22 protein-coding genes and 1 tRNA gene are annotated in these 22,006 nt (G+C 65.5%); 16 read left to right on the forward strand and 7 right to left on the reverse strand.

The features are described 5' to 3' along the window. Nucleotides 1-142 precede the first annotated feature (142 nt). The 4 genes from AXZ77_RS13250 to pdxH all read right to left on the reverse strand — a co-directional run bounded on the left by AXZ77_RS13250 (nucleotide 143) and on the right by pdxH (nucleotide 2,018). A tRNA-Pro gene (locus tag AXZ77_RS13250) sits at nucleotides 143-219 on the reverse strand. A 40-nt stretch (nucleotides 220-259) separates the two neighbouring features. Next, nucleotides 260-751, reverse strand: coding sequence for a DUF192 domain-containing protein (locus AXZ77_RS13255; RefSeq protein WP_098411513.1), 492 nt, complete (start codon nucleotides 749-751; stop codon nucleotides 260-262). Next, entirely contained in the window at nucleotides 721-1,257 is a 537-nt protein-coding gene (locus AXZ77_RS13260) for a cold-shock protein (RefSeq protein ID WP_078520559.1), read from the reverse strand. The genes AXZ77_RS13255 and AXZ77_RS13260 overlap by 31 nt, the downstream gene beginning before the upstream one ends. Nucleotides 1,258-1,394: 137 nt before the next feature. Continuing rightward, complete coding sequence (gene pdxH, locus AXZ77_RS13265) at nucleotides 1,395-2,018, reverse strand: pyridoxamine 5'-phosphate oxidase (protein WP_078542894.1); 624 nt, start codon at nucleotides 2,016-2,018, stop codon at nucleotides 1,395-1,397. Between the two features lie 164 nt (nucleotides 2,019-2,182). On the opposite strand from pdxH, the gene fabI reads away from it, so the two are divergent. The 7 genes from fabI (at nucleotide 2,183) to trpE (ending at nucleotide 9,430) form a co-directional block, all read left to right on the forward strand. After that, entirely contained in the window at nucleotides 2,183-3,004 is an 822-nt protein-coding gene (gene fabI / locus AXZ77_RS13270; RefSeq protein ID WP_098411514.1) for an enoyl-ACP reductase FabI, read from the forward strand. 1 nt (nucleotide 3,005) lies between these two features. Beyond that, nucleotides 3,006-3,623: a LysE family translocator gene (locus AXZ77_RS13275; protein ID WP_083078132.1), complete on the forward strand. Its 618-nt coding sequence runs from the start codon at nucleotides 3,006-3,008 to the stop codon at nucleotides 3,621-3,623. An 11-nt stretch (nucleotides 3,624-3,634) separates the two neighbouring features. Continuing rightward, the gene (gpt, locus tag AXZ77_RS13280; RefSeq protein ID WP_098411515.1) at nucleotides 3,635-4,141 is read left to right on the forward strand and encodes a xanthine phosphoribosyltransferase; all 507 of its coding nucleotides are present in this window, start codon (nucleotides 3,635-3,637) and stop codon (nucleotides 4,139-4,141) included. 3 nt (nucleotides 4,142-4,144) lie between these two features. Continuing rightward, nucleotides 4,145-4,663, forward strand: a complete 519-nt coding sequence (locus AXZ77_RS13285) for a DUF2127 domain-containing protein (RefSeq protein ID WP_098411516.1) — start codon at nucleotides 4,145-4,147, stop codon at nucleotides 4,661-4,663. Between the two features lie 155 nt (nucleotides 4,664-4,818). After that, nucleotides 4,819-6,000 carry an aminotransferase gene (locus AXZ77_RS13290; protein ID WP_098411517.1) on the forward strand — a complete coding sequence of 394 codons (1,182 nt, stop codon included), beginning with the start codon at nucleotides 4,819-4,821 and terminating at the stop codon, nucleotides 5,998-6,000. Between the two features lie 65 nt (nucleotides 6,001-6,065). Continuing rightward, entirely contained in the window at nucleotides 6,066-7,907 is a 1,842-nt protein-coding gene (locus AXZ77_RS13295; RefSeq protein ID WP_098411518.1) for a SurA N-terminal domain-containing protein, read from the forward strand. An 11-nt stretch (nucleotides 7,908-7,918) separates the two neighbouring features. Next, complete coding sequence (trpE, locus tag AXZ77_RS13300) at nucleotides 7,919-9,430, forward strand: anthranilate synthase component I (RefSeq protein WP_098411519.1); 1,512 nt, start codon at nucleotides 7,919-7,921, stop codon at nucleotides 9,428-9,430. Nucleotides 9,431-9,466: 36 nt separating this feature from the next. Here the strand turns inward: trpE and AXZ77_RS13305 are convergent, their stop codons facing one another. Further along, nucleotides 9,467-11,254 carry a divergent polysaccharide deacetylase family protein gene (locus AXZ77_RS13305; RefSeq protein ID WP_098411520.1) on the reverse strand — a complete coding sequence of 596 codons (1,788 nt, stop codon included), beginning with the start codon at nucleotides 11,252-11,254 and terminating at the stop codon, nucleotides 9,467-9,469. A 181-nt stretch (nucleotides 11,255-11,435) separates the two neighbouring features. Here AXZ77_RS13305 and AXZ77_RS13310 point away from each other — a divergent pair, with 181 nt between their 5' ends. From AXZ77_RS13310 to lexA, 6 genes are all read left to right on the forward strand, one after another. Continuing rightward, entirely contained in the window at nucleotides 11,436-12,029 is a 594-nt protein-coding gene (locus AXZ77_RS13310) for an aminodeoxychorismate/anthranilate synthase component II (protein ID WP_078520124.1), read from the forward strand. An 8-nt stretch (nucleotides 12,030-12,037) separates the two neighbouring features. Beyond that, nucleotides 12,038-13,060, forward strand: coding sequence for an anthranilate phosphoribosyltransferase (gene trpD, locus AXZ77_RS13315; protein WP_098412554.1), 1,023 nt, complete (start codon nucleotides 12,038-12,040; stop codon nucleotides 13,058-13,060). After that, complete coding sequence (gene trpC, locus AXZ77_RS13320; protein WP_098411521.1) at nucleotides 13,057-13,854, forward strand: indole-3-glycerol phosphate synthase TrpC; 798 nt, start codon at nucleotides 13,057-13,059, stop codon at nucleotides 13,852-13,854. Before trpD ends, trpC begins: the two co-directional genes overlap by 4 nt. Further along, nucleotides 13,851-14,336 (forward strand): cyclic pyranopterin monophosphate synthase MoaC, encoded by a 486-nt coding sequence (moaC, locus tag AXZ77_RS13325; protein ID WP_078520127.1) that lies wholly within the window; start codon nucleotides 13,851-13,853, stop codon nucleotides 14,334-14,336. Before trpC ends, moaC begins: the two co-directional genes overlap by 4 nt. A gap of 2 nt (nucleotides 14,337-14,338) precedes the next feature. Next, on the forward strand, nucleotides 14,339-15,523 hold the full coding sequence (gene glp / locus AXZ77_RS13330) for a gephyrin-like molybdotransferase Glp (RefSeq protein ID WP_098412555.1): 1,185 nt from the start codon (nucleotides 14,339-14,341) through the stop codon (nucleotides 15,521-15,523). Between the two features lie 91 nt (nucleotides 15,524-15,614). After that, nucleotides 15,615-16,331, forward strand: coding sequence for a transcriptional repressor LexA (gene lexA, locus AXZ77_RS13335; protein WP_098411522.1), 717 nt, complete (start codon nucleotides 15,615-15,617; stop codon nucleotides 16,329-16,331). A gap of 107 nt (nucleotides 16,332-16,438) precedes the next feature. Here lexA and AXZ77_RS13340 read toward each other — a convergent pair whose 3' ends face one another. Together AXZ77_RS13340 and AXZ77_RS19620 are read right to left on the reverse strand one after the other, a co-directional pair. Next, on the reverse strand, nucleotides 16,439-18,412 hold the full coding sequence (locus tag AXZ77_RS13340; RefSeq protein ID WP_098411523.1) for a ComEC/Rec2 family competence protein: 1,974 nt from the start codon (nucleotides 18,410-18,412) through the stop codon (nucleotides 16,439-16,441). Then, a complete protein-coding gene (locus AXZ77_RS19620) occupies nucleotides 18,397-18,561 on the reverse strand; it encodes a hypothetical protein (protein WP_176536042.1) in 165 nt (54 codons plus the stop codon). The genes AXZ77_RS13340 and AXZ77_RS19620 overlap by 16 nt, the downstream gene beginning before the upstream one ends. A 113-nt stretch (nucleotides 18,562-18,674) precedes the next feature. On the opposite strand from AXZ77_RS19620, the gene gltX reads away from it, so the two are divergent. The 3 genes from gltX (at nucleotide 18,675) to AXZ77_RS13355 (ending at nucleotide 21,996) form a co-directional block, all read left to right on the forward strand. Continuing rightward, nucleotides 18,675-20,069: a glutamate--tRNA ligase gene (gene gltX / locus AXZ77_RS13345; RefSeq protein ID WP_098411524.1), complete on the forward strand. Its 1,395-nt coding sequence runs from the start codon at nucleotides 18,675-18,677 to the stop codon at nucleotides 20,067-20,069. A gap of 79 nt (nucleotides 20,070-20,148) precedes the next feature. Continuing rightward, nucleotides 20,149-21,444: a citrate synthase gene (gltA, locus tag AXZ77_RS13350; protein WP_078520131.1), complete on the forward strand. Its 1,296-nt coding sequence runs from the start codon at nucleotides 20,149-20,151 to the stop codon at nucleotides 21,442-21,444. Between the two features lie 117 nt (nucleotides 21,445-21,561). Continuing rightward, entirely contained in the window at nucleotides 21,562-21,996 is a 435-nt protein-coding gene (locus tag AXZ77_RS13355; RefSeq protein WP_255266500.1) for a DUF1284 domain-containing protein, read from the forward strand. Nucleotides 21,997-22,006 lie beyond the last annotated feature (10 nt).

The following is a 22,006-nucleotide window of genomic DNA, read 5'->3' on the forward strand; positions in this document are numbered from 1 at the left end:
AATCCACAGAACGCAATATCTTGTGGATAGCCTCGCCGGGGTTGCGCAAAAATTGGGCAACGCCGAAGAGCGTGTCGCTAGTGTCACAATCAAGAGCCTACCACTAGATATAGCGGGCCCGATTCCGGCGATTTCGAGGGGATGGTCGGGGCGGCGAGATTCGAACTCACGACCTTCTGTACCCAAAACAGACGCGCTACCAGGCTGCGCTACGCCCCGACGCCCTCTCCTTACAAAGAGGCTCGCCCCAAGGAAAGGGTCATTCGCAGGGAAATGCGGCCTGCGCGGGATCGACGCTGGGATGCGCCAGCTGCGTGCCCGGCGCGATGCCGTGGCGCGCCGCCATTCCGGCATTGATCTCGAGCACGTAGCGCACCGGTGCGCCGGAGGGAATCGGGGTGTCGTCATTGGGCGTAGTATTGGCCGCGACCTTCACCACTTCGCCCGTCGGATCGATGAACACCATATCGAGCGGCAGCGGCGTGTCATGCATCCAGAAAGCCACCTCCCGCGCATGCTCATAGATGAAGAGCATCCCTGCCCCTTCGTCCATCTCGCGCCGCCCCATCAGGCCCTGCGCGCGCTCGGCGCTGCTATCGGCAATCTCGACCGTGAAGCTGACCGGCTGGTTCCCGGTGCGCAGAATAGCGAGGTCATCGCGGCACTGCGCCCCTTCCGCCGCGGCGAGGCCCGGCGTTACGGCAAGGAAAAGCGCGGCGCTCAGCGCCCGGATTTCAAGCCTGCATCCCATGCGAGAACCTGTGCCGCCATCCGACCGCGCTTGCCTTCGATCACCCGCAGGCACACCGCTTCGCCGGGGGTCAGATCGGCAAAACCCGACCGGCGCAGAACTTCCATATGGATGAAGATGTCCTCGTCATTCTCGAAGACATTGGCAAAGCCGAAGCCCTTGGACTTTTCGAACCACTTCACCCGCGCGGGCTCCAATGGCAGCGCCGCGATATCGTCGAACGTGTTGTCGCCCAGATCCTCAATCGGCGCGACGGGCTCGCCTTCCGGAGGTAGAATCTCCAAAACCTCGACCGCCTGCGCGCCGCGCGGGGTCAGCTGCATCTGGACGCGAATCCGCGCGTGATCGGCAATCGAGCCCTGACCGAAATTGCGCAGAACATTCGCATGAAGCAGGATGTCCGGCCCTCCTTCGCCATCGACGATGAAGCCGAACCCTTTGACAGGGTCGAACCATTTGACGGTGCCGGTCACCTCACGAAGCTCTGCCTCGGACTCCCCCAGCATATTCCATCCCGTTTGCATTCGCGGGCTTTCCTGTTCGCATTTCCTCCGCACGTCCTTCTGGAAATGCGGTGTTTAGGGGACACTTCAAGAGATTGCCCAAAGTTTCAAGACCCTATGCAATTCACGAAGCGCGAGTTTCAGGGGTTCAAGCGGGTCACAACCCACTGATCGGCAAGGGTTTGCCGGCTCCAGCGGAAGCGATCATGAAGGCGAAAAGAACCGTCTGCCCAGAATTCCAGCTCCAACGGCTTGATTCTGAACCCTCCCCAAAACGGCGGTCGATCGGGATTCGCACCGTGGCTCGCGGTTACCTTCGCGACCTCCGCCATCAAGGCGCTGCGCGAACTCAGCGGCTCACTTTGTCGCGAGGCCCAGGCGCCGAGACGCGATTTCAGCGAGCGCGACTTGTAGTAGGCGTCCGCCTGCGGCCCCTCCTCGCGCTCAACCATACCGCGAACCCGAATCTGGCGGCGCAGCGATTTCCAATGCATCACGAAGGCGGCTTTTCCGGCGCTTTCGATCTCCTGCGCCTTCACCGATCCGTAGTTGGTGTAGAAGACGAAAGCCCCGCCGGAGGGCATGTCGCGCCCCTCGATTTCCTTGAGAAGAACCATCCGCGCATTGGGCAACCCGTCCGGATCGACCGTCGCCAGGGCAATCGCGTTGGGATCGTTGATCTCGGTGTCCGCGGCCTCGTCCAGCCATGTCTGCGCGATGGCAAAGGGATCGTCGCCTGCGAAAATTCCGGTTCTGTCACTCATACTCGCCTCCAGTCTCGTCGCCGCATCGCACATCCGGCTCAACGCCCCGATCTGCAACACGATCCACACGATCATGCTTGACCGGAGGTCAGTAGCCTTGATGCGTCTCCACCTTTCGCCTAAAGCATTCGGACTTACCAGAGCGAAGCGGGGGAAAACCTGACATGTCAAACAACCTGATGGCAGGCAAGCGCGGGCTGATTATGGGCCTTGCGAATGACAAATCCATCGCCTGGGGCATCGCCAAAGCCCTCGCGGATGCTGGTGCGGAGCTGGCCTTCTCGTTCCAGGGCGAGGCGCTCAAGAAGCGCGTGGGGCCGCTGGCCGAACAGCTCGGCTCCGATATCCTCGTGGAATGCGACGTCGCCAGCGGCGACTCGATCCAGACGCTCTTCGAGACGCTGCGCACCCATTGGGACAGCATCGATTTCGTCGTCCACGCGATCGGCTTCTCCGACAAGTCAGAGCTGCGCGGGCGCTACGTCGACACGTCGCGCGACAATTTCAAATCCACGATGGACATCTCGGTCTATTCCTTCACCGCCGTGTGCAAGGAAGCCGCCGCGATGATGAACGAGGGCGGCTCGCTGCTCACGCTCACCTATTACGGTGCCGAGCAGGTCATGCCGCATTACAACGTGATGGGCGTGGCGAAAGCGGCGCTGGAAGCCAGCGTGATGTATATCGCCGAAGATCTGGGCAAGGACGGCATCCGCTGCAACGCGATCTCCGCCGGCCCGATCAAGACCCTCGCGGCTTCGGGCATCGGTGATTTCCGCTACATCATGAAGTGGAACGAGCTGAACTCGCCGCTGCGTCGCAACGTGACGCAGGAAGAGGTCGGCAAGGCCGCGCTCTACCTGCTCTCCGATCTCGGTTCCGGCACCACCGGCGAGACGCTGCATGTCGACGCTGGCTATCACGTGGTGGGCATGAAAGCGGTCGACGCGCCCGATATCGACGTGGTCACCAAGCGGAAGGAATGAGATGACCCTCGCGGCCCTCACCGCGATCTATTTCGTGCATCTGGCCGCGGCGATGTCGCCGGGGCCAGCTGTGCTTTTGGCTGCGCGCACGGGTCTGCGCGAAGGCTTCGGACGCGGCATCTGGCTCGCGCTCGGCATCGGCTTGGGCGCGGTGATCTGGGCGGCGGCGGCGCTGTTCGGCCTCGCCCTCGTCTTCAAGGTCGCCCCTGCCCTGCTGACCACGCTCAAGATCGCGGGCGCGGCCTATCTGCTCTGGCTCGCCTATAAGATGTGGCGCCATGCGGGCGATCCGATGGATGAAGAGATCCCCGACCTGCCGCGCACCCGCTCGATCCCCCGGCTGATCTGGCTCGGCATCTCGACCCAGCTCGCCAACCCCAAACCCGCCGTGTTCTTCGGCACTGTCTTCCTGACCTTCATCCCGCCGTCGGCGCCCGCATGGGCCTATGTCGCGATCCTCGGCATCGTGATGTTCAACGATGCGGGATGGAACGTCATCGTCGCGCGGATCTTCTCGCTCGAGAAGACGCGCGCGGCCTATCTGAACCTGAAAACCGTGATCGAGCGCTGCTTTGGCGGCCTGCTGGCGCTGCTCGGTCTGAAACTCGCTCTGAGCTGAGGAGACCCCCGATGTCCGATCGTCTGCCGCATGAAAAAGGCTTCCACGTCAGCTGGGACCAAATCCACCGGGATGCCCGTGCGCTGGCATGGCGCCTCGACGGCAAGGGCCCGGGCGACGGCAGCTGGCGCGCCGTGGTGGGCATCACCCGTGGCGGCCTCGTTCCGGCGGCGATCGTCGCGCGCGAACTGGACATCCGCACGGTCGATACGATCTCGGTCAAAAGCTACAACCATCAGGAACAGCGCGAAGCGCAGGTCATCAAGCCGACGCAAGACAGCCTGATGGAAAACGGCGGCGAGGGCGTGCTGATCGTCGACGACCTCGTCGATACCGGCAACACACTGAAGCTGGTGCGCGACCTCTTCCCGAAGGCGCAATTCGCCACCGTCTACGCCAAGCCGATGGGCGCGCCGCTGGTCGACACCTTCATCACCGAGGTCAGCCAGGACACCTGGATCTTCTTCCCCTGGGACATGGCGCTGCAATATGTGCAGCCCTATCGCGGCACGGACTGATCGGTGAAATTCGGCGCCCCCGGAACCCCTCTGGGTCGGTTCCTGCACTGGCTCTTCGAGGTAAGCCTGATCCTCAAGGCTCTGTTCGAGACGGCCGAGACCCTGTCGGGTCTCGCACTTCTCGGCATGCCGAAAAACGCGCTCTTCGATGCGGCGCATTGGATAACCGCGCGCGAGCTACGCGAAGACCCCAATGACCGCATCGCCAATGCGCTTCTGAGCGCGGCGCATCACTTCTCGATCCAGACGCAGGATTTCTACGGCTTCTATTTCACCAGCCACGGGCTGTTGAAACTCGTCGTGGTGATACTGCTGATCCGCGGGCTGATCTGGGCCTATCCGCTGGCGATCGTGATGATGTCGGGTTTCGTAGCCTACCAGATGTATCTCTACAGCCTGAACCACGGCGCTGGCATGCTGGCGCTGACCGCGCTGGACCTTCTGGTGATCGCGCTGACGATCCGCGAATGGTCGGTGCGCCATAACTTCGCCTGGCGCAAACCCCGTGAGGGGCGCAGCTAGGGGGGCGCTGCCCCCTTCGCCTGCCCGGGATATTTCCGCCAAGAGGCAGAAAACGACCCTTCTTCTCGATCCAAATATCCCCGCCGGAGGCTCCCGCCTCTTGCCAAGCGCGCGACGCTCTGCTGATCTCGCGCCGATCAGCCAAGAGGACCTTCATGCCCCATCCGCTCAACCCCGCGCTCGCCGCCACCTTCCCGCCCCCGGTCATGGAGGCGCGGCGCTGGCTCGACGGGGTCGAGTTCACTGCCGATCGCCCGCTGATCAACGTCTCTCAGGCAGCCCCTGTCGATCCGCCGCCCGAGGCGCTGCGTCAGGCGATCGCCGAGGCCGCGCTGAACGATCCGCAGGCGCATCTCTACGGCCCCGTTCTGGGCCTGCCCGATCTGCGTGCCGAACTGGCGCATCAATGGGGCCTCGCCTATGGCGGCGAGATCGCAGCGCGTCAGGTCGCGATCACCCAAGGCTGCAATCAGGCGTTTTGCGCGACGCTCGCCACGCTCGCAGGTCCGGGCGACGAGGTGATCCTGCCGACGCCGTGGTATTTCAATCACAAGATGTGGCTCGACATGGCGGGCGTGCAGACGGTGCCGCTGGCCCCCGGCGCGGGGCTTCTGCCCGACCCGGAGGAGGCGGCCGCGAAGATCACCGACAAGACCCGCGCGATCGTGCTGGTCTCGCCGAACAATCCGGGCGGGGCGGAATATCCGGCCGAACTGCTACGCGCCTTTGCCGATCTGGCCAAGCGTCACAAGCTCGCGCTGATCGTGGACGAGACCTATCGCGATTTCGACTCGCGCAGCGGTGCGCCACATGACCTGTTCTCCGATCCCGACTGGACGGACTATTTCATCCATCTCTATTCCTTCTCGAAAGCCTATCGCCTGACGGGCCACCGCGTCGGCGCCATCGTCGCGGGCGAGGCGCGCCTCGCCGAGGTCGAGAAATTCCTCGACACGGTGGCGATCTGCCCCTCGCAGCTCGGTCAGATGGCGGCGCTCTGGGGCATGCTGCACCTGTCGCAATGGGTCGCGGGCGAGCGCGCGGAGATCCTGCGCCGGCGTGCGGCGATGGAGGCCGCTTTCGCCGATCTGGAAGGCTGGGAGATGCTCGGCTGCGGGGCGTATTTCGCCTATGTCACCCATCCCGATCCCCGCCCCTCCCCCGATTTCGCGCAGGCTCTGGTGCGCGAGGCGGGCGTGCTGATGCTGCCCGGCACGATGTTCATGCCGCAAGGTGCAAACGGGGCCGCGCAGCAGATGCGGATCGCATTCGCCAATGTCGACGCGGACGGGATCGCCACGCTGCGCGACCGGCTGGCGGGCCTCGCGCGCAGCTAGCCTTGCAGGCCAGTAATCAAAGCCCTAAACAGCGCCCAACAAACAATGCCCGAGGAGGACCCCCGATGAAGATGCGCAGCCACGGCAAGAGTGTCGTCGTCTGGATCTTGCTGGCCATGCTGATCCTTGGTCTCGGCGGTTTCGGGCTACGCAATTTCTCCGGTTCGGCCAAATCGGTCGGCGCGGTGGGCGACACCCAGATCACCGTCGACGATTACGCCCGCGCGCTGCGTCAGGAAATGCAGCAGCGCAGCCAACAGCTTGGCCAGCCGGTCACGATGGCGCAGATGCGGTCCTCCGGCGTCGACCAGCAGGTGCTGGGCAAGCTGATCGGTCAGGCCGCGATCGGCGAAAGCGCGCGCCGTCTGGGCGTATCGGTCGGCGACAAGGAGCTGCAGCAGCAGATCTACAAGGTGCAGGCCTTCCAGAACGCTTCGGGCGAGTTCGACCGCGAGACCTATAAGTTCGCGCTGCGCCAGCAGGGCTATACCGAGCCGCAATTCGAGGCTCAGCTGCGCGACGATCTCTCGCGCTCGATCATTCAGGGCGCCGTTGCAGGGGGCGTGGATGCGCCCAAGCCGGTGGTCGACGCCTATACCAAATATGTCAGCGAGAAGCGCGGCTTCACCTGGGCCGAGGTAAGCGAGAGCGATCTGAGCAAGGCGATCCCGGACCCCACCGACGATCAGCTTCAGAGCTATTACAACGACCATATCGATCAGTTCACCGCGCCCCAGACGCGCGACATCACCTATGCGTGGCTGACGCCGGACATGCTGGCCGACAAGGTCAAGATCGACGACGCCACGCTGAAAGCCGAATACGAGCGCCGCGCCGACGAGTTCAAGCAGCCCGAAAAGCGCCTCGTGGAGCGTCTCGTTTATTCTGACATGGACGCGGCCAAGGCCGCGAAAGCCAAGCTGGATGGCGGCGCGACCTTCGCCGATCTCGCCAAGGATCGCGGCCTGACGCTGGCCGATGCCGATCTGGGCGACGTGACCCGTGACGATCTGGGCAAGGCCGCCGATCCGGTCTTCTCGGCTGAGAACAACGCCGTGGTCGGCCCCGTCGAGACCGATCTGGGCCCGGCCCTGTTCAAGGTGAACGGCATCATCGATGCGCAGGAAACCTCCTTTGCCGAAGCGCGCGACGAACTCGCAGGCGATGCCGAAGCCGAGAAGGCGCGCAACGAGATCGGCAAGATGAGCGAAGACCTGCAGGACCGTCTGGCAGGCGGCGCGACGCTCGAAGAGATGGCCAAGGAAACCGATATGGAGCTCGGCCAGATCGCCTACACCGCCGACAGCACCGACGGCATCGCGGGCTATGACGAATTCCGCAAAGCGGCCGACGAGGCCACGACCGACGCCTATCCCGATCTGCAGACGCTCTCGGATGGCGGTGTCTTCGCGCTGCGCCTCAACAAGATCGTGCCGCCCCAGCCCAAGCCCTTCGCCGATGTGAAGGACGAGGTCGCAGCGGCCTGGCGCGCCGATCAGGTGGTGCAGGCCGAAGAGGACCGCGCAAAGGAGATCGTCTCGGCGGTCGAGGGCGGCAAGTCGCTGGGCGAGACCGGCGTGCTGACCACCAAGGTCGCGAGCATCGGCCGGGGCGGCTATTCCGACGAACTGCCGCCGCCGGTGATCTCGAAGGTCTTCAAGACCGAGCCGGGCAAGCCCGCGCAGATCACCGCCAACGGCAAGGTCTATGTCTTCGTCACCGACAAGGTCATTCCGGCGGATATGGAAGATGCCGACACCAAGCTGATCTCGGGTCAGATCGGCACCCAGCTGTCGAACTCGCTGGCCAATGACCTGCTCAATTTCTACGCGACCGCCGTGGAGTCGGAGGCCGGGCTCGATCTCGACAACCAGACCGTGACCGCCGTGCAGTCGCAGATGCAGTAAGGAGGCCCGCCGTGGTCGCTCTCTCCCCCTCTTTCGAGGCGTTCGAGGAACGCTGGGCCAAGGGTGAAAACCAGCTAGTCTACGCGCGTCTCGCGGCCGATCTGGACACGCCCGTCTCGCTGATGCTCAAGCTCGCCGAGGCGCAGCCCAATTCCTTCATGCTGGAATCGGTGACCGGCGGCGAGGTGCGCGGGCGCTACTCGATCGTCGGCATGAAGCCTGACGTGATCTGGGAATGCCGGGGCGAGCAGGCGCGGATCAACCGCTCGGCGCGCTTTGACGAGGCGTGGGAAGACCTTCCGGGCCACCCGTTCGACAGCCTGCGCGCGCTGATCGCGGAGAGCCGCATCGAGATGCCCGACGATCTGCCCGCTGCGGCGGCGGGTCTCTTCGGCTATCTCGGCTATGACACGATCCGTCTGGTCGAGAAGCTGCCGAACGTGAACCCCGATCCGCTGGGCGTGCCCGATGCGATGCTGCTGCGCCCGTCGGTCGTGGCCGTACTCGACGGGGTGAAGGGCGACGTGATCATCTGCGCGCCTGCCTTCCAGGCCGAGGGGATGTCCGCACGCGCCGCCTACGCGCAGGCCGCCGAGCGGGTCTCGGATGCGCTGCGCGATCTCGACCGCACGCCGGTCGAGAGCCGCGATCTGGGCGAGAGCCTGCAGGTCGGCGAGATGCATTCGAACTTCACGAAAGAGGGCTACATGTCCGCCGTGGAGGCCGCGAAGGATTACATCCGCGCGGGCGACATCTTCCAGGTGGTCCCGGCGCAGCGCTGGTCGGCGCATTTCCCGCTGCCGCCCTTCGCGCTCTATCGTTCGCTGCGACGCACCAACCCCTCCCCCTTCATGTTCTTCCTGAACTTCGGGGGCTTCCAGATCGTCGGCGCTTCGCCCGAGATCCTCGTGCGCGTGCGCGAAGGCGAAGTGACGATCCGCCCGATCGCGGGCACCCGTCCGCGCGGCGCGACCCCTGCCGAGGACAAGGCGCTGGAAGAAGACCTGCTGGCCGACAAGAAGGAACTAGCGGAACATCTGATGCTGCTCGATCTGGGTCGCAACGATGTGGGGCGCGTCGCCAAGATCGGCTCGGTCCACCCGACCGAGAAATTCATCATCGAGCGCTACAGCCACGTCATGCATATCGTCTCGAACGTCGTGGGCGAGTTGGCCGACGATCAGGATGCGCTCTCGGCGCTGCTGGCCGGTCTGCCCGCAGGCACCGTGTCCGGCGCGCCCAAGGTCCGCGCGATGGAGATCATCGACGAGCTGGAGCCGGAAAAACGCGGCATCTATGGCGGCGCCGTGGGTTATTTCGCGGCCAATGGCGAGATGGACATGTGCATCGCGCTACGTACGGCGGTGGTTAAGGACAAGACGCTCTACATTCAGGCAGGCGGCGGCGTGGTCTATGATAGCGACCCCGAGGCCGAATGGATGGAGACGGTCAACAAGTCCAAGGCGCTGCGCAAGGCGGCCGAGGATGCGGGGCTGTTCGTGGCCACTCGCGGCAACGGCTGAGGCAGCCGCCTTTTCCCAAGCTTTGAGAACGCGGGCTTACTGGCCCGCGTTTTCCATTTTCGGCCCGGTCTCCGGAGTGCCAGCCGCCATGCTATCCAGCGCCAGAGCCGATACCGGGGTCAGCGTTACCTTGTTCTGCGCATCGACATACCAGTCCTCGATCCCCTGAACCGATTCCGGCCAGGCCGAGAGCATCACCACGACCGAGCCGTTGCGCTCCGCCTCGAAATCGGCGCGCGCCAGCATCCGCGAGATTACCGCGGCCTTCTCGCGCCCGTCATCGATCACGCGCCAGACCTGCGCGCGCGGCAGATCTGCCGAGGTCGCGATCTGGTTGGCGCTGTCGAAGCCCTTCTTCTGGGTGACAACACCTAGCCCGCCACGGCTGAGCGCCGAGATCATCTGGCGCGCGAGCGGGCGGTTGTTCTGGAATTGCGGCTGCGGCGGCTCCACGACGGCGACAGCCTCGGGGATCACGTGACGCCAGGCCTCCAGCGCCACCTCGATATCCTCGGGCGCGGCATTGGCGGGCAGTCCGGCGGCAAGGATCGCAACCTCGAACCCTGCCGCGCGGAAGGCTTTCGCATCGTCGGCAGCGCCGTCGCGGGTGGGATCGATCGCGATTGTCATCGGCAGATCGCTCGCGGTGATCGTCGCCGGGTCGAGCCCGCCTGCCGCCACGCCCGGATCGATCAGCACCAGCGAGATTTGCGGCTTGTCGCTGATCGGTGCGGGGGCTGCGAATTTTCGGATCGGGTTCAGATCGGCCGCATCGACCGCCGCGACTTCGGGCATTTCCTGCGCGGGCTGCGCATCGGGGCCCTCCTCGGGCGATGGCGCGGTCGAAGGTGTCACTTGCGGCAGGCGATCCACCACCACGCCGGGCGCGGATTTGAACCCACCCATCGGCTTGCCCGGCAGCGACGGGGCGTCTTGCAACGAGAAGATGCGCGGCTTGATCGGGGCTGCATCCCCGGCTTGCGGAAGGGCGCGCCCGGCGGGCAGGTCCGGGCTTGTGGCCGGATCGCTTGATATCTCGGGTTTGTCGGCCTGCGCGGTGTCGATCCCCTCGCCCTCGGGCGGCAACTGATCGGGCGCGGGCATATCACCGAGCGACGGGGCCGCTTGGGGCTCCGTCTCGGGGGGCGTCATCTCGGCCTCGGGCAATGCGGGCATCTCGCTCGCCGCGACAATCGTGTCGCCCTCCTCCGCAGGCGGCGTCGCTTGCTCGGACGCTTTCGGCGGCTGCAGGGTCACGTCGGGCAACGCGGGCATCTCGGCTGCTGGCAGAGTTTCAGCGGTCCGCTGCGGCTGCGTTTCGGGCGTAGGCGCGCGCGCAGCGGCAACCTCGGGCGTGGCATCGGGCGTGGGCGCGCCTTGCAAAGAGGCAGGCGGGGCGCTGTCGGGTTGGGCCCCTGCCTCCGGCGCGACCGGCTCTGCGAGCGCGACGGTCTCCCCTTCCGCCTCGGGGCGCGGCTCGGCCATGTCGGTCGCCATCTCCGGGCGCGCGGCGCTTTGGATTTCGTCGGCACTGGGCGGCGCAAGGCTCGGCTGCGGCTCGGATACGCGCGGCGTCTTGGTCGGCGCCGACAGCGGCGCCCCGTCCGGCGTCGGCATCGCGGGCGTGCGATCGGTCGCAGGGCGCGAGAAATCGGAGCCCGCAGGCAGGTCCACATTCGCCGGTTCTTCGGGCGTCGGGCTTCCGGCGAGCTTGATCTCTTCGCCGGGCTCTTTCGGCGCCGGGAAGATCAACGACATCACACCCGCCCCCAGAACCGCGACCAGCAGACCGGCCAGTCCGCCCTTCATCACAGATCGCATCATTGCCTGCCTCCATCTTCACCGCTCTTGATGCGCGGCTTTTCGCGGGGACTGCCCTTGACCCCGGCCCTTCGCTGATAGCATCTATAGCCCGACCCGATCCCCGGTTCACCCCCCTTGATGAGCGCATCGGCGCTTGTATGCGTGGGGGACGCCGGGGGCCAACAAACGAAAGGGCCCGGCCATGCTGCTGCTCATCGATAATTATGACAGCTTCACCTATAATTTGGTGCACTATTTTGGCGAGCTGGGCGCCGATGTGAAGGTCTGGCGTAACGACGCGCTGAACGTTCAGGAAGCGATGGGCATGGGCGCCGAGGCGATCGTGCTGTCGCCCGGCCCCTGCGACCCCGATCAGGCGGGCATCTGCCTGCCGCTGGTGATGGCCGCGGCCGAGGCGAAACTGCCGCTGTTCGGCGTCTGTCTGGGGCATCAGACCATCGGTCAGGCCTTCGGCGGAAAAGTCGTGCGCGCCTCCGAGATCGTGCATGGCAAGATGGGCGAAATCCGCCACGAGGGCAAAGGCTGCTTCAAGGGTCTGCCCTCTCCGCTGAAAGCGACGCGCTACCACTCGCTGATCGTGGAGCGCGAGAGCCTGCCCGACTGCCTCGAGATCACCGCCGAGCTGGACGACGGCACGATCATGGGCCTGCGTCATCGCGAGCTGCCGATCGAGGGCGTACAGTTCCACCCGGAATCCATCGCCTCCGAGCACGGCCACGCAATGCTGAAGAATTTCCTGACAGAGGCAGGCGTGAGCCTGAAGGTGCCCGCATGAGCCAGCCGATGAGCGAAGCGATGAAGCCGCTGATCTTCGCCGCAAGCGAAGGCCCGCTGAGCCGCGCGCAGGCCGAAATGGCATTCCAGTTGCTGTTCGACGGCGAAGCCTCGCCGGCACAGATCGGCGGGCTGCTGATGGCGCTGCGGGCGCGCGGGGAATCCGTGTCGGAATATGCCGCAGCTGCCGCCGCGATGCGTGCGAAATGCGTGCCGGTCAAAGCCCCCGAAGGCGCGATGGATATCGTGGGCACCGGCGGCGACGGGATGCACACGCTCAACATCTCGACGGCTGCGGCCTTCGTCGTGGCGGGCGCGGGCGTTCCGGTCGCGAAACACGGCAACCGCGCGGCCTCGTCGAAATCGGGCACGGCGGATGTGCAATCCGAGCTGGGCATCGACGTGATGGCCGGCCCCGAGGCGACCGAGCGCGGTCTGGCCGAGGCCGGGATCGGCTTCATGATGGCGCAGATCCACCACCCCGCGATGCGCCACGTCATGCCGGTGCGTCAGGAACTGGGCTGCAAGACCATCTTCAACATCCTCGGCCCCCTGACCAACCCCGCAGGCGTGAAGCGGCAGCTGACCGGAGCTTTCGCGCCCGACCTGATCTTCCCGATGGCCGAGACGCTGCAGATGCTGGGCTCCGAAAAGGCATGGCTGGTGCATGGCTCGGACGGCACCGACGAAATCACCATTTGCGGCACCACTGAGGTCGCCGCGCTGGAAAATGGCCGCATCGAGTCGCTGCAGATCCACCCCGAGGATGCGGGCCTGCCCGTGCACAAGTTCAAGGATCTGGTCGGCGGCACGGCGACCGAGAACGCCACCGCCCTGCGCGCGCTGATGGATGGCGAGGCTTCGGCCTATCGCGACGCGGTGATCTTCAACGCCGCCGCCGCGCTCGTCGTGGCCGATAAGGTCGCAGACCTGAAATCCGGGGCGGAAATGGCCGCCGAAAGCATCGACAGCGGGAAGGCAAAGACCGCGCTGGAAACGCTCGCCCGCATCACGCAGGAGGTCGCCGGATGAGCACGATCCTCGACAAGATCAAAGCCTATAAGCTGGAAGAGATCAAAGCGGCCAAAGCCGCGCGCCCGCTGAGCGAAGTTGAAGCTCAGGCCAAGGCGCAAGCGCCCACGCGCGGTTTTGCCAACGCCCTGACCGCGAAGGCGGAAACGGGCTACGGGCTGATCGCCGAGATCAAGAAGGCCTCGCCCTCGAAAGGGCTGATCCGCCCCGATTTCGACCCGCCCGCGCTGGCCAAGGCCTATGAGGCCGGTGGCGCGGCCTGTCTGTCGGTGCTGACCGACACGCCCTCTTTCCAGGGCGCGCCGGAATTCCTGAGTGCGGCGCGCGCGGCCTGTTCGCTGCCCGCTCTGCGCAAGGATTTCCTCTATGACACCTATCAGGTCGCGGAAGCCCGTGCATGGGGTGCCGATTGCATCCTGATCATCATGGCTTCGGTCGAGGATGATCTGGCTGCCGAGCTGGAAGACGCAGCCTTCGGTTGGGGCATGGATGTGCTCGTCGAAGTGCATGACATAGACGAGACCGAACGCGCGCTCAAACATCTCAAATCGCCGCTTCTGGGCGTGAACAACCGCAACCTGAAGACCTTCGAGGTTACGCTCGACGTGACCCGCGAACTCGCGCCGAGCATCCTCGCCGAAGGCCGCGATCTGGTCTGCGAGAGCGGCATCTTCACCCGCGACGACATGGCCGCGATGGCCGAGGTCGGCGCGCGCCGCTTCCTGATCGGCGAAAGCCTGATGCGGCAGGACGATGTCGCAGGCGCTACCCGGACGCTTCTGGAGGTCGCATGAGCCTGTCGCATTTCGACAAGGACGGTCAGGCCCATATGGTCGACGTCTCCGATAAGGAGGTGACCGACCGCATCGCCGTGGCCGAGGGCCGCGTGGTGATGCTGCCCGAGACGCTGGACTATGTGCTGAAGGGCACCGCGAAGAAGGGCGACGTTCTGGGCATCGCGCGGATCGCGGGCATCATGGCCGCGAAGAAGACTTCCGACCTGATCCCGCTCTGCCACCCGCTGCCGATCACCAAGGTCACGCTGGACTTGGAGCCCGACGAGGCGCTGCCCGGCGTGCGTATCCGCGCCACCGTGAAGACATCCGGCCAGACCGGCGTCGAGATGGAGGCGCTGACGGCGGTCTCGGCGGCGGCGCTGACGGTCTACGACATGCTCAAGGCGGTCGAGAAATCCATGCAGATCGAGGGTATCCGCGTCGTGCTGAAAGACGGCGGGAAATCCGGCAAATACGAGGCCGAAGGGAGCGCATCATGAGCCTGTTGCCCGTCGAAGAGGCGCTGGAAAAGGTTCTGGCACTGGTCGAGCCGCTGGGCACCGAACGCGTGAGCCTGCGCCATGCGCTTGGCCGCGTGATGGCGGAGCCCGCTACGGCGCAGCTCACCCAGCCCCCCTTTTCGGGCTCCGCGATGGATGGCTACTGGATCGACGTGGCCGACCACCTGCCCGGCGCGACGCTCACCGTCGAGGGCGAGGCCGCCGCCGGTCGCGCCTATGACGGCACGCCGACTCCGGGCCAAGCCGTGCGCATCTTCACCGGCGCACCGGTGCCGGGGCCGAATGGCGTGGTCGTTCTGCAGGAGAACGTGACGCGTGAAGGCGACACGATCACCCTGCCGCACGTGCTTGAAACCCATAACAATATCCGCCCCAAGGGTCAGGATTTCGCGCAAGGCGAAAGCTTCTGCCCCGACCGCCCGCTGACCGCGCGCGACCTCGGGCTGCTGGCCGCGATGAACGTGGCCGCGGTCACCGTGCGCCGCCGCCCCATCGTCGCGATCATCGCCACAGGCGACGAGCTGGTGATGCCGGGCGAAGAGCCGGGGCCGGACCAGATCATCTGCTCCAACAGCTTCATCGTCGCGGCACTGGCCGAACGCATGGGCGCCGAGGCCCGCATGCTGCCGATCGCGCGCGACGACCGCGAGAGCCTGCGCACCGTGTTCGACCTTGCGAAAGGCGCCGATCTGGTGGTGACCTCGGGCGGCGCTTCGGTCGGCGCGCATGACCTGGTGGGCGAAGTGGCCGGGGAGCTGGGCCTTGAGCGCAGCTTCTGGAAGATCGCAATGCGCCCCGGCAAACCCTTGATGGCGGGCCGGATCGGCGAAGCGGCCATGCTGGGCCTGCCGGGCAACCCGGTCTCGGCCACGGTCTGCGCCGAGCTGTTCCTGCGCCCGATGCTGCGAAAGCTCGCGGGTCTGCCGCCGGAAAGCCGCGTGCAAGAGGCGATCCTCGCGACCGATACCGGCCCGACCGGCCCGCGCACCCATTACATGCGCGCAACCCTCGCACCCGGCGCCCCCCTGCCCCGCGTCACGCCCTTCGACAATCAGGACTCCGCGATGCTGAGTATCCTGTCGCAGGCCGATTGCCTGCTGATCCGACCCTTGGGCGATGGGCCGCGCAAGGCAGGCGAGACCGTCGAAATCCTGCCGCTGGACTGAGCCGCGCCCGCCTCGGGCGTTGACAGGCCCCGTGAACAAGGGTAGAACAATCCTTGAACATGTGCCTTGACCGGGGAACGGAGGGTCGCGGATGCTGACGCGCAAGCAGCTGGAATTGCTGGAATTCATTCAAAAACGGATGATGAAGGACGGTGTTCCACCCTCTTTCGACGAGATGAAGGACGCGCTGGACCTGCGCTCGAAATCCGGCATCCACCGTTTGATTACCGCTCTGGAAGAACGTGGCTTCATCCGCCGCCTCGCCCATCGGGCCCGCGCGATCGAGATCGTGAAACTGCCCGAGGCGCTGGAGAAGAAATTCGGCGCGCCCGCGGGCGACAGTGCTGGCAGTTTCGCGCCGCAGGTGATCGAGGGTGACAAGACCGACCCGCCGCGCGGCGCGATGCCGGTCGATGTGATCCACGCGCTGGAACTGCCGGTGATGGGCCGGATCGCCGCCGGTGTCCCGATCGAGGCGATCTCGGAAGTCTCGCATCACGTCGCCGTCCCCGGCTCCATGCTGGGCGGACGCGGGGAACATTACGCGCTCGAAGTCAAAGGCGACTCGATGATCGAAGCCGGGATCAACGACGGCGATGTCGTGGTGATCCGCGAACAGGGTACCGCCGACAATGGCGATATCGTCGTCGCGCTGGTCGAAGGACATGAGGCGACGCTGAAACGCTTCTACCGGCGCAGCGGGATGATTGCGCTGGAAGCCGCGAACCCGGCCTATGAGACGCGGCTGCTGCGCGACGATCAGGTGAAGGTGCAGGGGCGGCTCGTCGGGCTGATCCGCAGCTACTGAGATTTGGTGAATTCCTTGGAAAGAGCGCCTGCGGGGCGCTCTTTTCGTTTGTCGCGCCGGTGGCGTAGGCAGGAGCCTCCGGCGGGGATATTTGGAAAGAGCGAAGATCAGGGGCGCGTCCAGAGGCGACGGCCCTTGATTTGCGCGGTCGTCGTGACTTCGCCTGTGGCACTGATGGTGACCGCGCCAGTGTCGCGCAGGCGCGCGGCGTCCCACAGATCGCATGGGCCGGTGGGCGCTTCGATCTTGCTGGAGATCACGACGATGCCGCCCTTCGCGCAAATCGCAGGCAGGGCCTCTTTTGCCGATTTCCCGGTGAGATGGGAGAGCGGCGCGCGCCTAAACTGCGTAATCCGCGCGCCGCGCGGCCCAGAGAAAGCGGGGCGTGCGACGGCCACTTCCAGCGTGGCTTCGTCGCCATCCGCCGCCAGCCAGCGCTCGGAGATGAACCCCGCACCCGGCTTCGACAGCGCCCGGCCCAGCGGCGTCATCTGACCGACCTGCTGCGCCTCGGGCGCGATCAGTAGCGCCGGACGCTCCGCGCCGGCGCGCAGCCAAAGGGCGCCGCCCAGAAGGATCAGACCGACGCTCGCACTGCGCCCGGCCCCGCGCGTCAGGATCGCCCCCAACGCGCCAAGCGCAATCAAAGGGATCACCCACGGTCCCGGCTGAACGATCGCGAGAACCGACCCGTCGAGGCCGCTCACCCACTCGGCTACGCGTAAGATCCACGCGGTGCCCTGCCCCATCGCCCAAAGCGCGGGACCACTCAGACCGAGGGGCGCGAGCAGTGCTGCGAGCACGCCCATCGGCATGATCACCAGCCCCATCGCGGGCACGGCGAAGAGATTGGCCAGCACCCCGTATTCCGAGAGCCTGTGAAACTGCGCGGCCACGATCGGTGCGGTGGCCGCGCCTGCGATCAGAGAGGTCGCGACCAGCATCAGCACCGGGCGCAGCAGGCGCGGCAGATGGCGCGCCCCGCGGGTCCACGGCCCCAGCGCCACGATCAGCGCAGTGGTGGCCGCGAAGGACATCTGGAAGCCGGGTTCGGTCAAGCTCTCGGGCTGCCAGATCATGAGGAGCGTGGCGGCGAGCGCGACGGTGCGCAGGCTCAGCGCGCGCCGGTCGAAGAGCACGGCGAGGAGCATGATCGACACCATAATCCACGCGCGCTGGGTCGAGACAGCAGGCCCCGCGAGCCAGAGATAGGCGCTGGCCGCAATCAGCGCCGCGATGGCGGCCAGTTTCTTCGTAGGCCAGATCAGGGCGGGGCGCCCCGCCAGCGCCAGACCGTAGCGCACCAGACCGAAGACGAAGCCCGCGAGCATCCCCATATGCAGCCCAGAAATCGCGATCAGATGGGCGAGGCTGGAGCGGCGCATCACCTCGCGCGTGGCCTCGCTCAACCCCGAGCGGTCGCCGGTCATCAGCGCCGCCGCGACCGCACCGGGCTGGCCCGCGATCCGCGACTGGATCGCCGCCGAGAGCCGCATCCGCGCGCGATGCGCCGCCATCGCCCAATCGCCGGGATCGGGCGGCGCCACCCGCAGCACCGGCGCGCGGGTATAGCCGATCGCGCCGAGCCGGTCGAACCAGGCTGTCCGGCGAAAATCGTAATCCCGGGGCGCGGCTGGCGGCGGCGGGGGCGAGAGATTCGCCGTGAGCATGACCTGCGTGCCGGGCTCGGGACTGAAATGGCTTTGATCGCCATGCAGCGTCACCCGCACCCGCGCCGGGGTCTTGGCGGGCGGAATCCGGTCGATCCGCACCCGGTCCAGCGTCAGCCGGATCAGGTCCGACCGCGCGCGGTCGATCTTCACGATCCGTCCGCTGACGGGGCCGTAATAGCGATACTGCAGCACCGGGGCAGCAACGAGATGGGCGCGCAGCCCCGCGAGCAACAGCCCCAGAGCCGCGAGTGCGATCAGCGCCGCGGGCAGCCGAAACCACACCGCAGCGCGCAGCCAAAGCGTCAGCGAGAGTGCGCAGATTACGAGCGTGCTCAGGTAGATAGGCCATCCCGGCTCGACCCCGAGGGAGAAATACGCCCCGACCCCGACGCCTAGCGCCACCGGCATCCACAGGAAAAGCTGCGCGCGCGCCCGCGCCAGCGCGCCCAGCGGATCGGAGAGCCCCCGAAGAGCGCCGCGATCAGACGCGGAGCGCGGCCCGCGCCCGTCGCACCCTCCGCCTGCGCCCAGTCGCCGGGTTCGGCATTGATCGCCATGCTTGTCCTCGGCCCCGTCCCTGCTTATGCATCGAGCCGAGAAAGCCTATGCGCTTGATGGTTTCCGATAGGTTAACGCGGGCCGGTAAGAGCCCGCGAAGAAAGGTCCCGACATGTCCGACCAGATTGTCACCCGTTTCGCCCCCTCGCCCACCGGCTATCTGCATATCGGCGGTGCGCGCACGGCCCTGTTCAACTGGCTCTATGCCCGTGGGCGCGGCGGCAAATTCCTGCTCCGTATCGAGGATACCGATCGCGAACGCTCCACCCCCGAGGCCACGGCAGCGATCCTGCAGGGGCTCGAATGGCTGGGGCTCGATTATGACGGCGAGGTGGTGAGCCAGGCTGCGGGCGCGGCCCGCCATGCCGAGGTCGCCCATCAGATGCTGGAGAAAGGCCACGCCTATAAGTGCTTCTCCACGCAGGAGGAGATCGCGGCCTTCCGCGAGGATCCGGCGAACAAGGGGCAGATGTTCCCCTCGCCGTGGCGCGATGCCGATCCCGCGACGCACCCGGATGCGCCCTATGTGATCCGCCTGAAAGCGCCCCGCGAGGGCACGACCGTGATCACCGACGCGGTGCAGGGCGAGGTGACGATCCGCAACGATCAGCTCGATGACATGATTTGTTTACGTTCTGATGGCACACCGACCTACATGCTGGCCGTTGTCGTCGATGACCATGATATGGGCGTGACCCATGTGATCCGCGGGGACGACCATCTCGTCAATGCCGCGCGGCAGATGCTGGTCTATCGCGCGATGGGCTGGGACGTGCCCACCTTCGCGCATATCCCGCTGATCCACGGCCCCGACGGCAAGAAGCTGTCGAAGCGCCACGGCGCGGTCGGCCTCGAGCAGTATCAGGCGATGGGCTATCCCGCGACGGGGATGCGCAACTATCTCGCGCGGCTCGGCTGGAGCCATGGCGACGACGAATTCTTCACCGACGACCAGGCGAAGGAATGGTTCGACATCACCGGCATCAACAAGGCGCCGGCGCGGCTCGACTTCAAGAAGCTCGAAAATATCTGCGGCCAGCATATCGCGATCACCGATGAGGCCGAATTGCTGCGCGAAATCGAGGGTTATCTCGCAGCTGCAGAAAAACCGCCGCTGGGTGACGCACAGAAATCTGCGCTTTTGCGCACGCTCCCCGTCGTGAAGGGGTCGGCGAAAATGCTCCCGCAACTCCTTGAAAAGGCGCATTTCTCGCTGACGCAGCGCCCGATCGAGATCGAGGAGAAAGCGGCCAAGGCGCTCAATGATGTATCCCGTGGTATACTGAGTGAATTGACCTTTGCGCTGCAACGCGCTAATTGGTCGCGGGAAGACCTGGAAGCCGCCGTCGGACAGGTTGCCGAAGCGCACGGACTGGGCCTTGGGAAGGTCGCTGCTCCGATGCGGGCGGCCTTGGCGGGGCGAGCGGCTACCCCCAGCGTATTCGATATGATGCTCGTTTTGGGCCGAGAGGAGACTCTGGCACGACTCGACGATCAGGCGGCCTGAGGCCTGGCCGCCCTCTCCGGACGCCTGTCCGGACGCGATAGACCGGCGCGGCCCAGCCGGAGGATGAAAGGGAATTTACATGGCAGACAACTCGAAGACCGCCACGCTCTCGCTTGACGGACAAACCTATGAGCTTCCCGTGCTCTCGCCCTCGGCTGGTCCCGACGTGCTCGATATCCGCAAGCTCTACGGTCAAGCCGACGTCTTCACCTACGATCCGGGCTTCACCTCGACCGCAGCCTGCGAGTCCAAGATCACCTTCATCGATGGTGGCAAGGGCGAGCTGCTGTATCGCGGCTACCCGATCGACCAGCTCGCCTCGGAATCGCATTACCTCGAAGTTTGCTACCTGCTTCTCTACGGGGAACTGCCGAGCAAGCAGCAGATGGAAGATTTCGAATATCGCGTGACCCGTCACACGATGATCCACGAGCAGATGAAGCAGTTCTTCCAGGGCTTCCGCCGTGACAGCCACCCGATGGCGACCATGGTCGGCGTCGTGGGCGCGCTCTCGGCCTTCTATCACGACAGCCTCGACATCTCGGACCCGTGGCAGCGCGAAGTCGCCTCGATCCGCCTGATCGCAAAGCTGCCGACGATCGCCGCGATGGCCTACAAGTATTCGATCGGTCAGCCCTTCGTCTATCCGAAGAACGAGCTGAGCTACGCCGAGAACTTCCTGCACATGTGCTTCTCGGTCCCGGCCGAAGACTACAAGATCGAGCCGGCGCTCGCGAAGGCGATGGACCGTATCTTCACGCTCCACGCCGATCACGAGCAGAACGCCTCGACCTCTACCGTGCGTCTGGCAGGCTCCTCGGGCGCGAACCCGTTCGCCTGTATCGCAGCCGGCATCGCCTGCCTCTGGGGCCCGGCCCACGGTGGCGCCAACCAGGCCTGCCTCGAGATGCTGCGCGAAATCGGCACCGTCGATCAGATCCCGGAATACATCAAGCGCGCCAAGGACAAGGATGACCCCTTCCGCCTGATGGGCTTCGGTCACCGCGTCTACAAGAACTTCGACCCGCGTGCGAAGGTCATGAAGGAATCGGCGGACGAGGTGCTCGACCTGCTCGGCATCCACGATAACGAGACCCTTCAGGTCGCCAAGGAACTCGAGAAGATCGCTCTGGAGGACGACTATTTCGTCTCCAAGAAGCTCTATCCGAATGTCGACTTCTACTCGGGCATCATCCTCGAGGCGATGGGCTTCCCGACCTCGATGTTCACCCCGATCTTCGCGCTCTCGCGCACCGTCGGCTGGATCTCGCAGTGGAAAGAGATGATCGAGGATCCGACCGGCAAGATCGGTCGCCCGCGTCAGCTTTATACCGGCGCGACCTATCGCGATTACGTCGATATCGCCAAGCGCTGAGCGTAAGCCAAATCATTGCGGGCCGGAGGGGAGACCTTCCGGCCCGTTTTCTATTCTGATACCCGGGACAAGGGGGCGCTGCCCCCTTCTGGCTGCGCCATTCATCCCCCGGGATATTTGCCCAAGAGCGAAGACATCACCGATCGCCTGACATATCGCCCGCATCATTTCCTCTGCTCGCTTGGCTTCGAGGGGAAAGGATATTCGGATCGCTTCACCGCGAATATGACCGAGATCGTCGAAGGACGGTTGCGGCACCGGAACGGCGCGGCGGTGGAGATCGAAGTGGTGGATGCGGCGGATGACATCTGCGGCCCCTGCCCGTCGCGGCGCGGATCGGGCTGCACCGCGCAGGCGAAGATCGACCGGCTGGACGCGGCCCATGCCGAGGCGATGGAGATTGCGCCGGGCGATGTGCTGACATGGGGCGAGGCGCTGGAGCGGATGGCCGCCCTGCCCGCCGATGTGCATCAGACGATCTGTGCCGAATGCCAATGGCTGAGCGCGGGCATGTGCGCCGCCGCCCTCGCGCGACTTCAGGACAAAGCGTAGCGCCGCCCCC

The organism is Thioclava sp. ES.031 (genome assembly GCF_002563775.1).
Taxonomy (GTDB): Bacteria; Pseudomonadota; Alphaproteobacteria; order Rhodobacterales; family Rhodobacteraceae; genus Thioclava.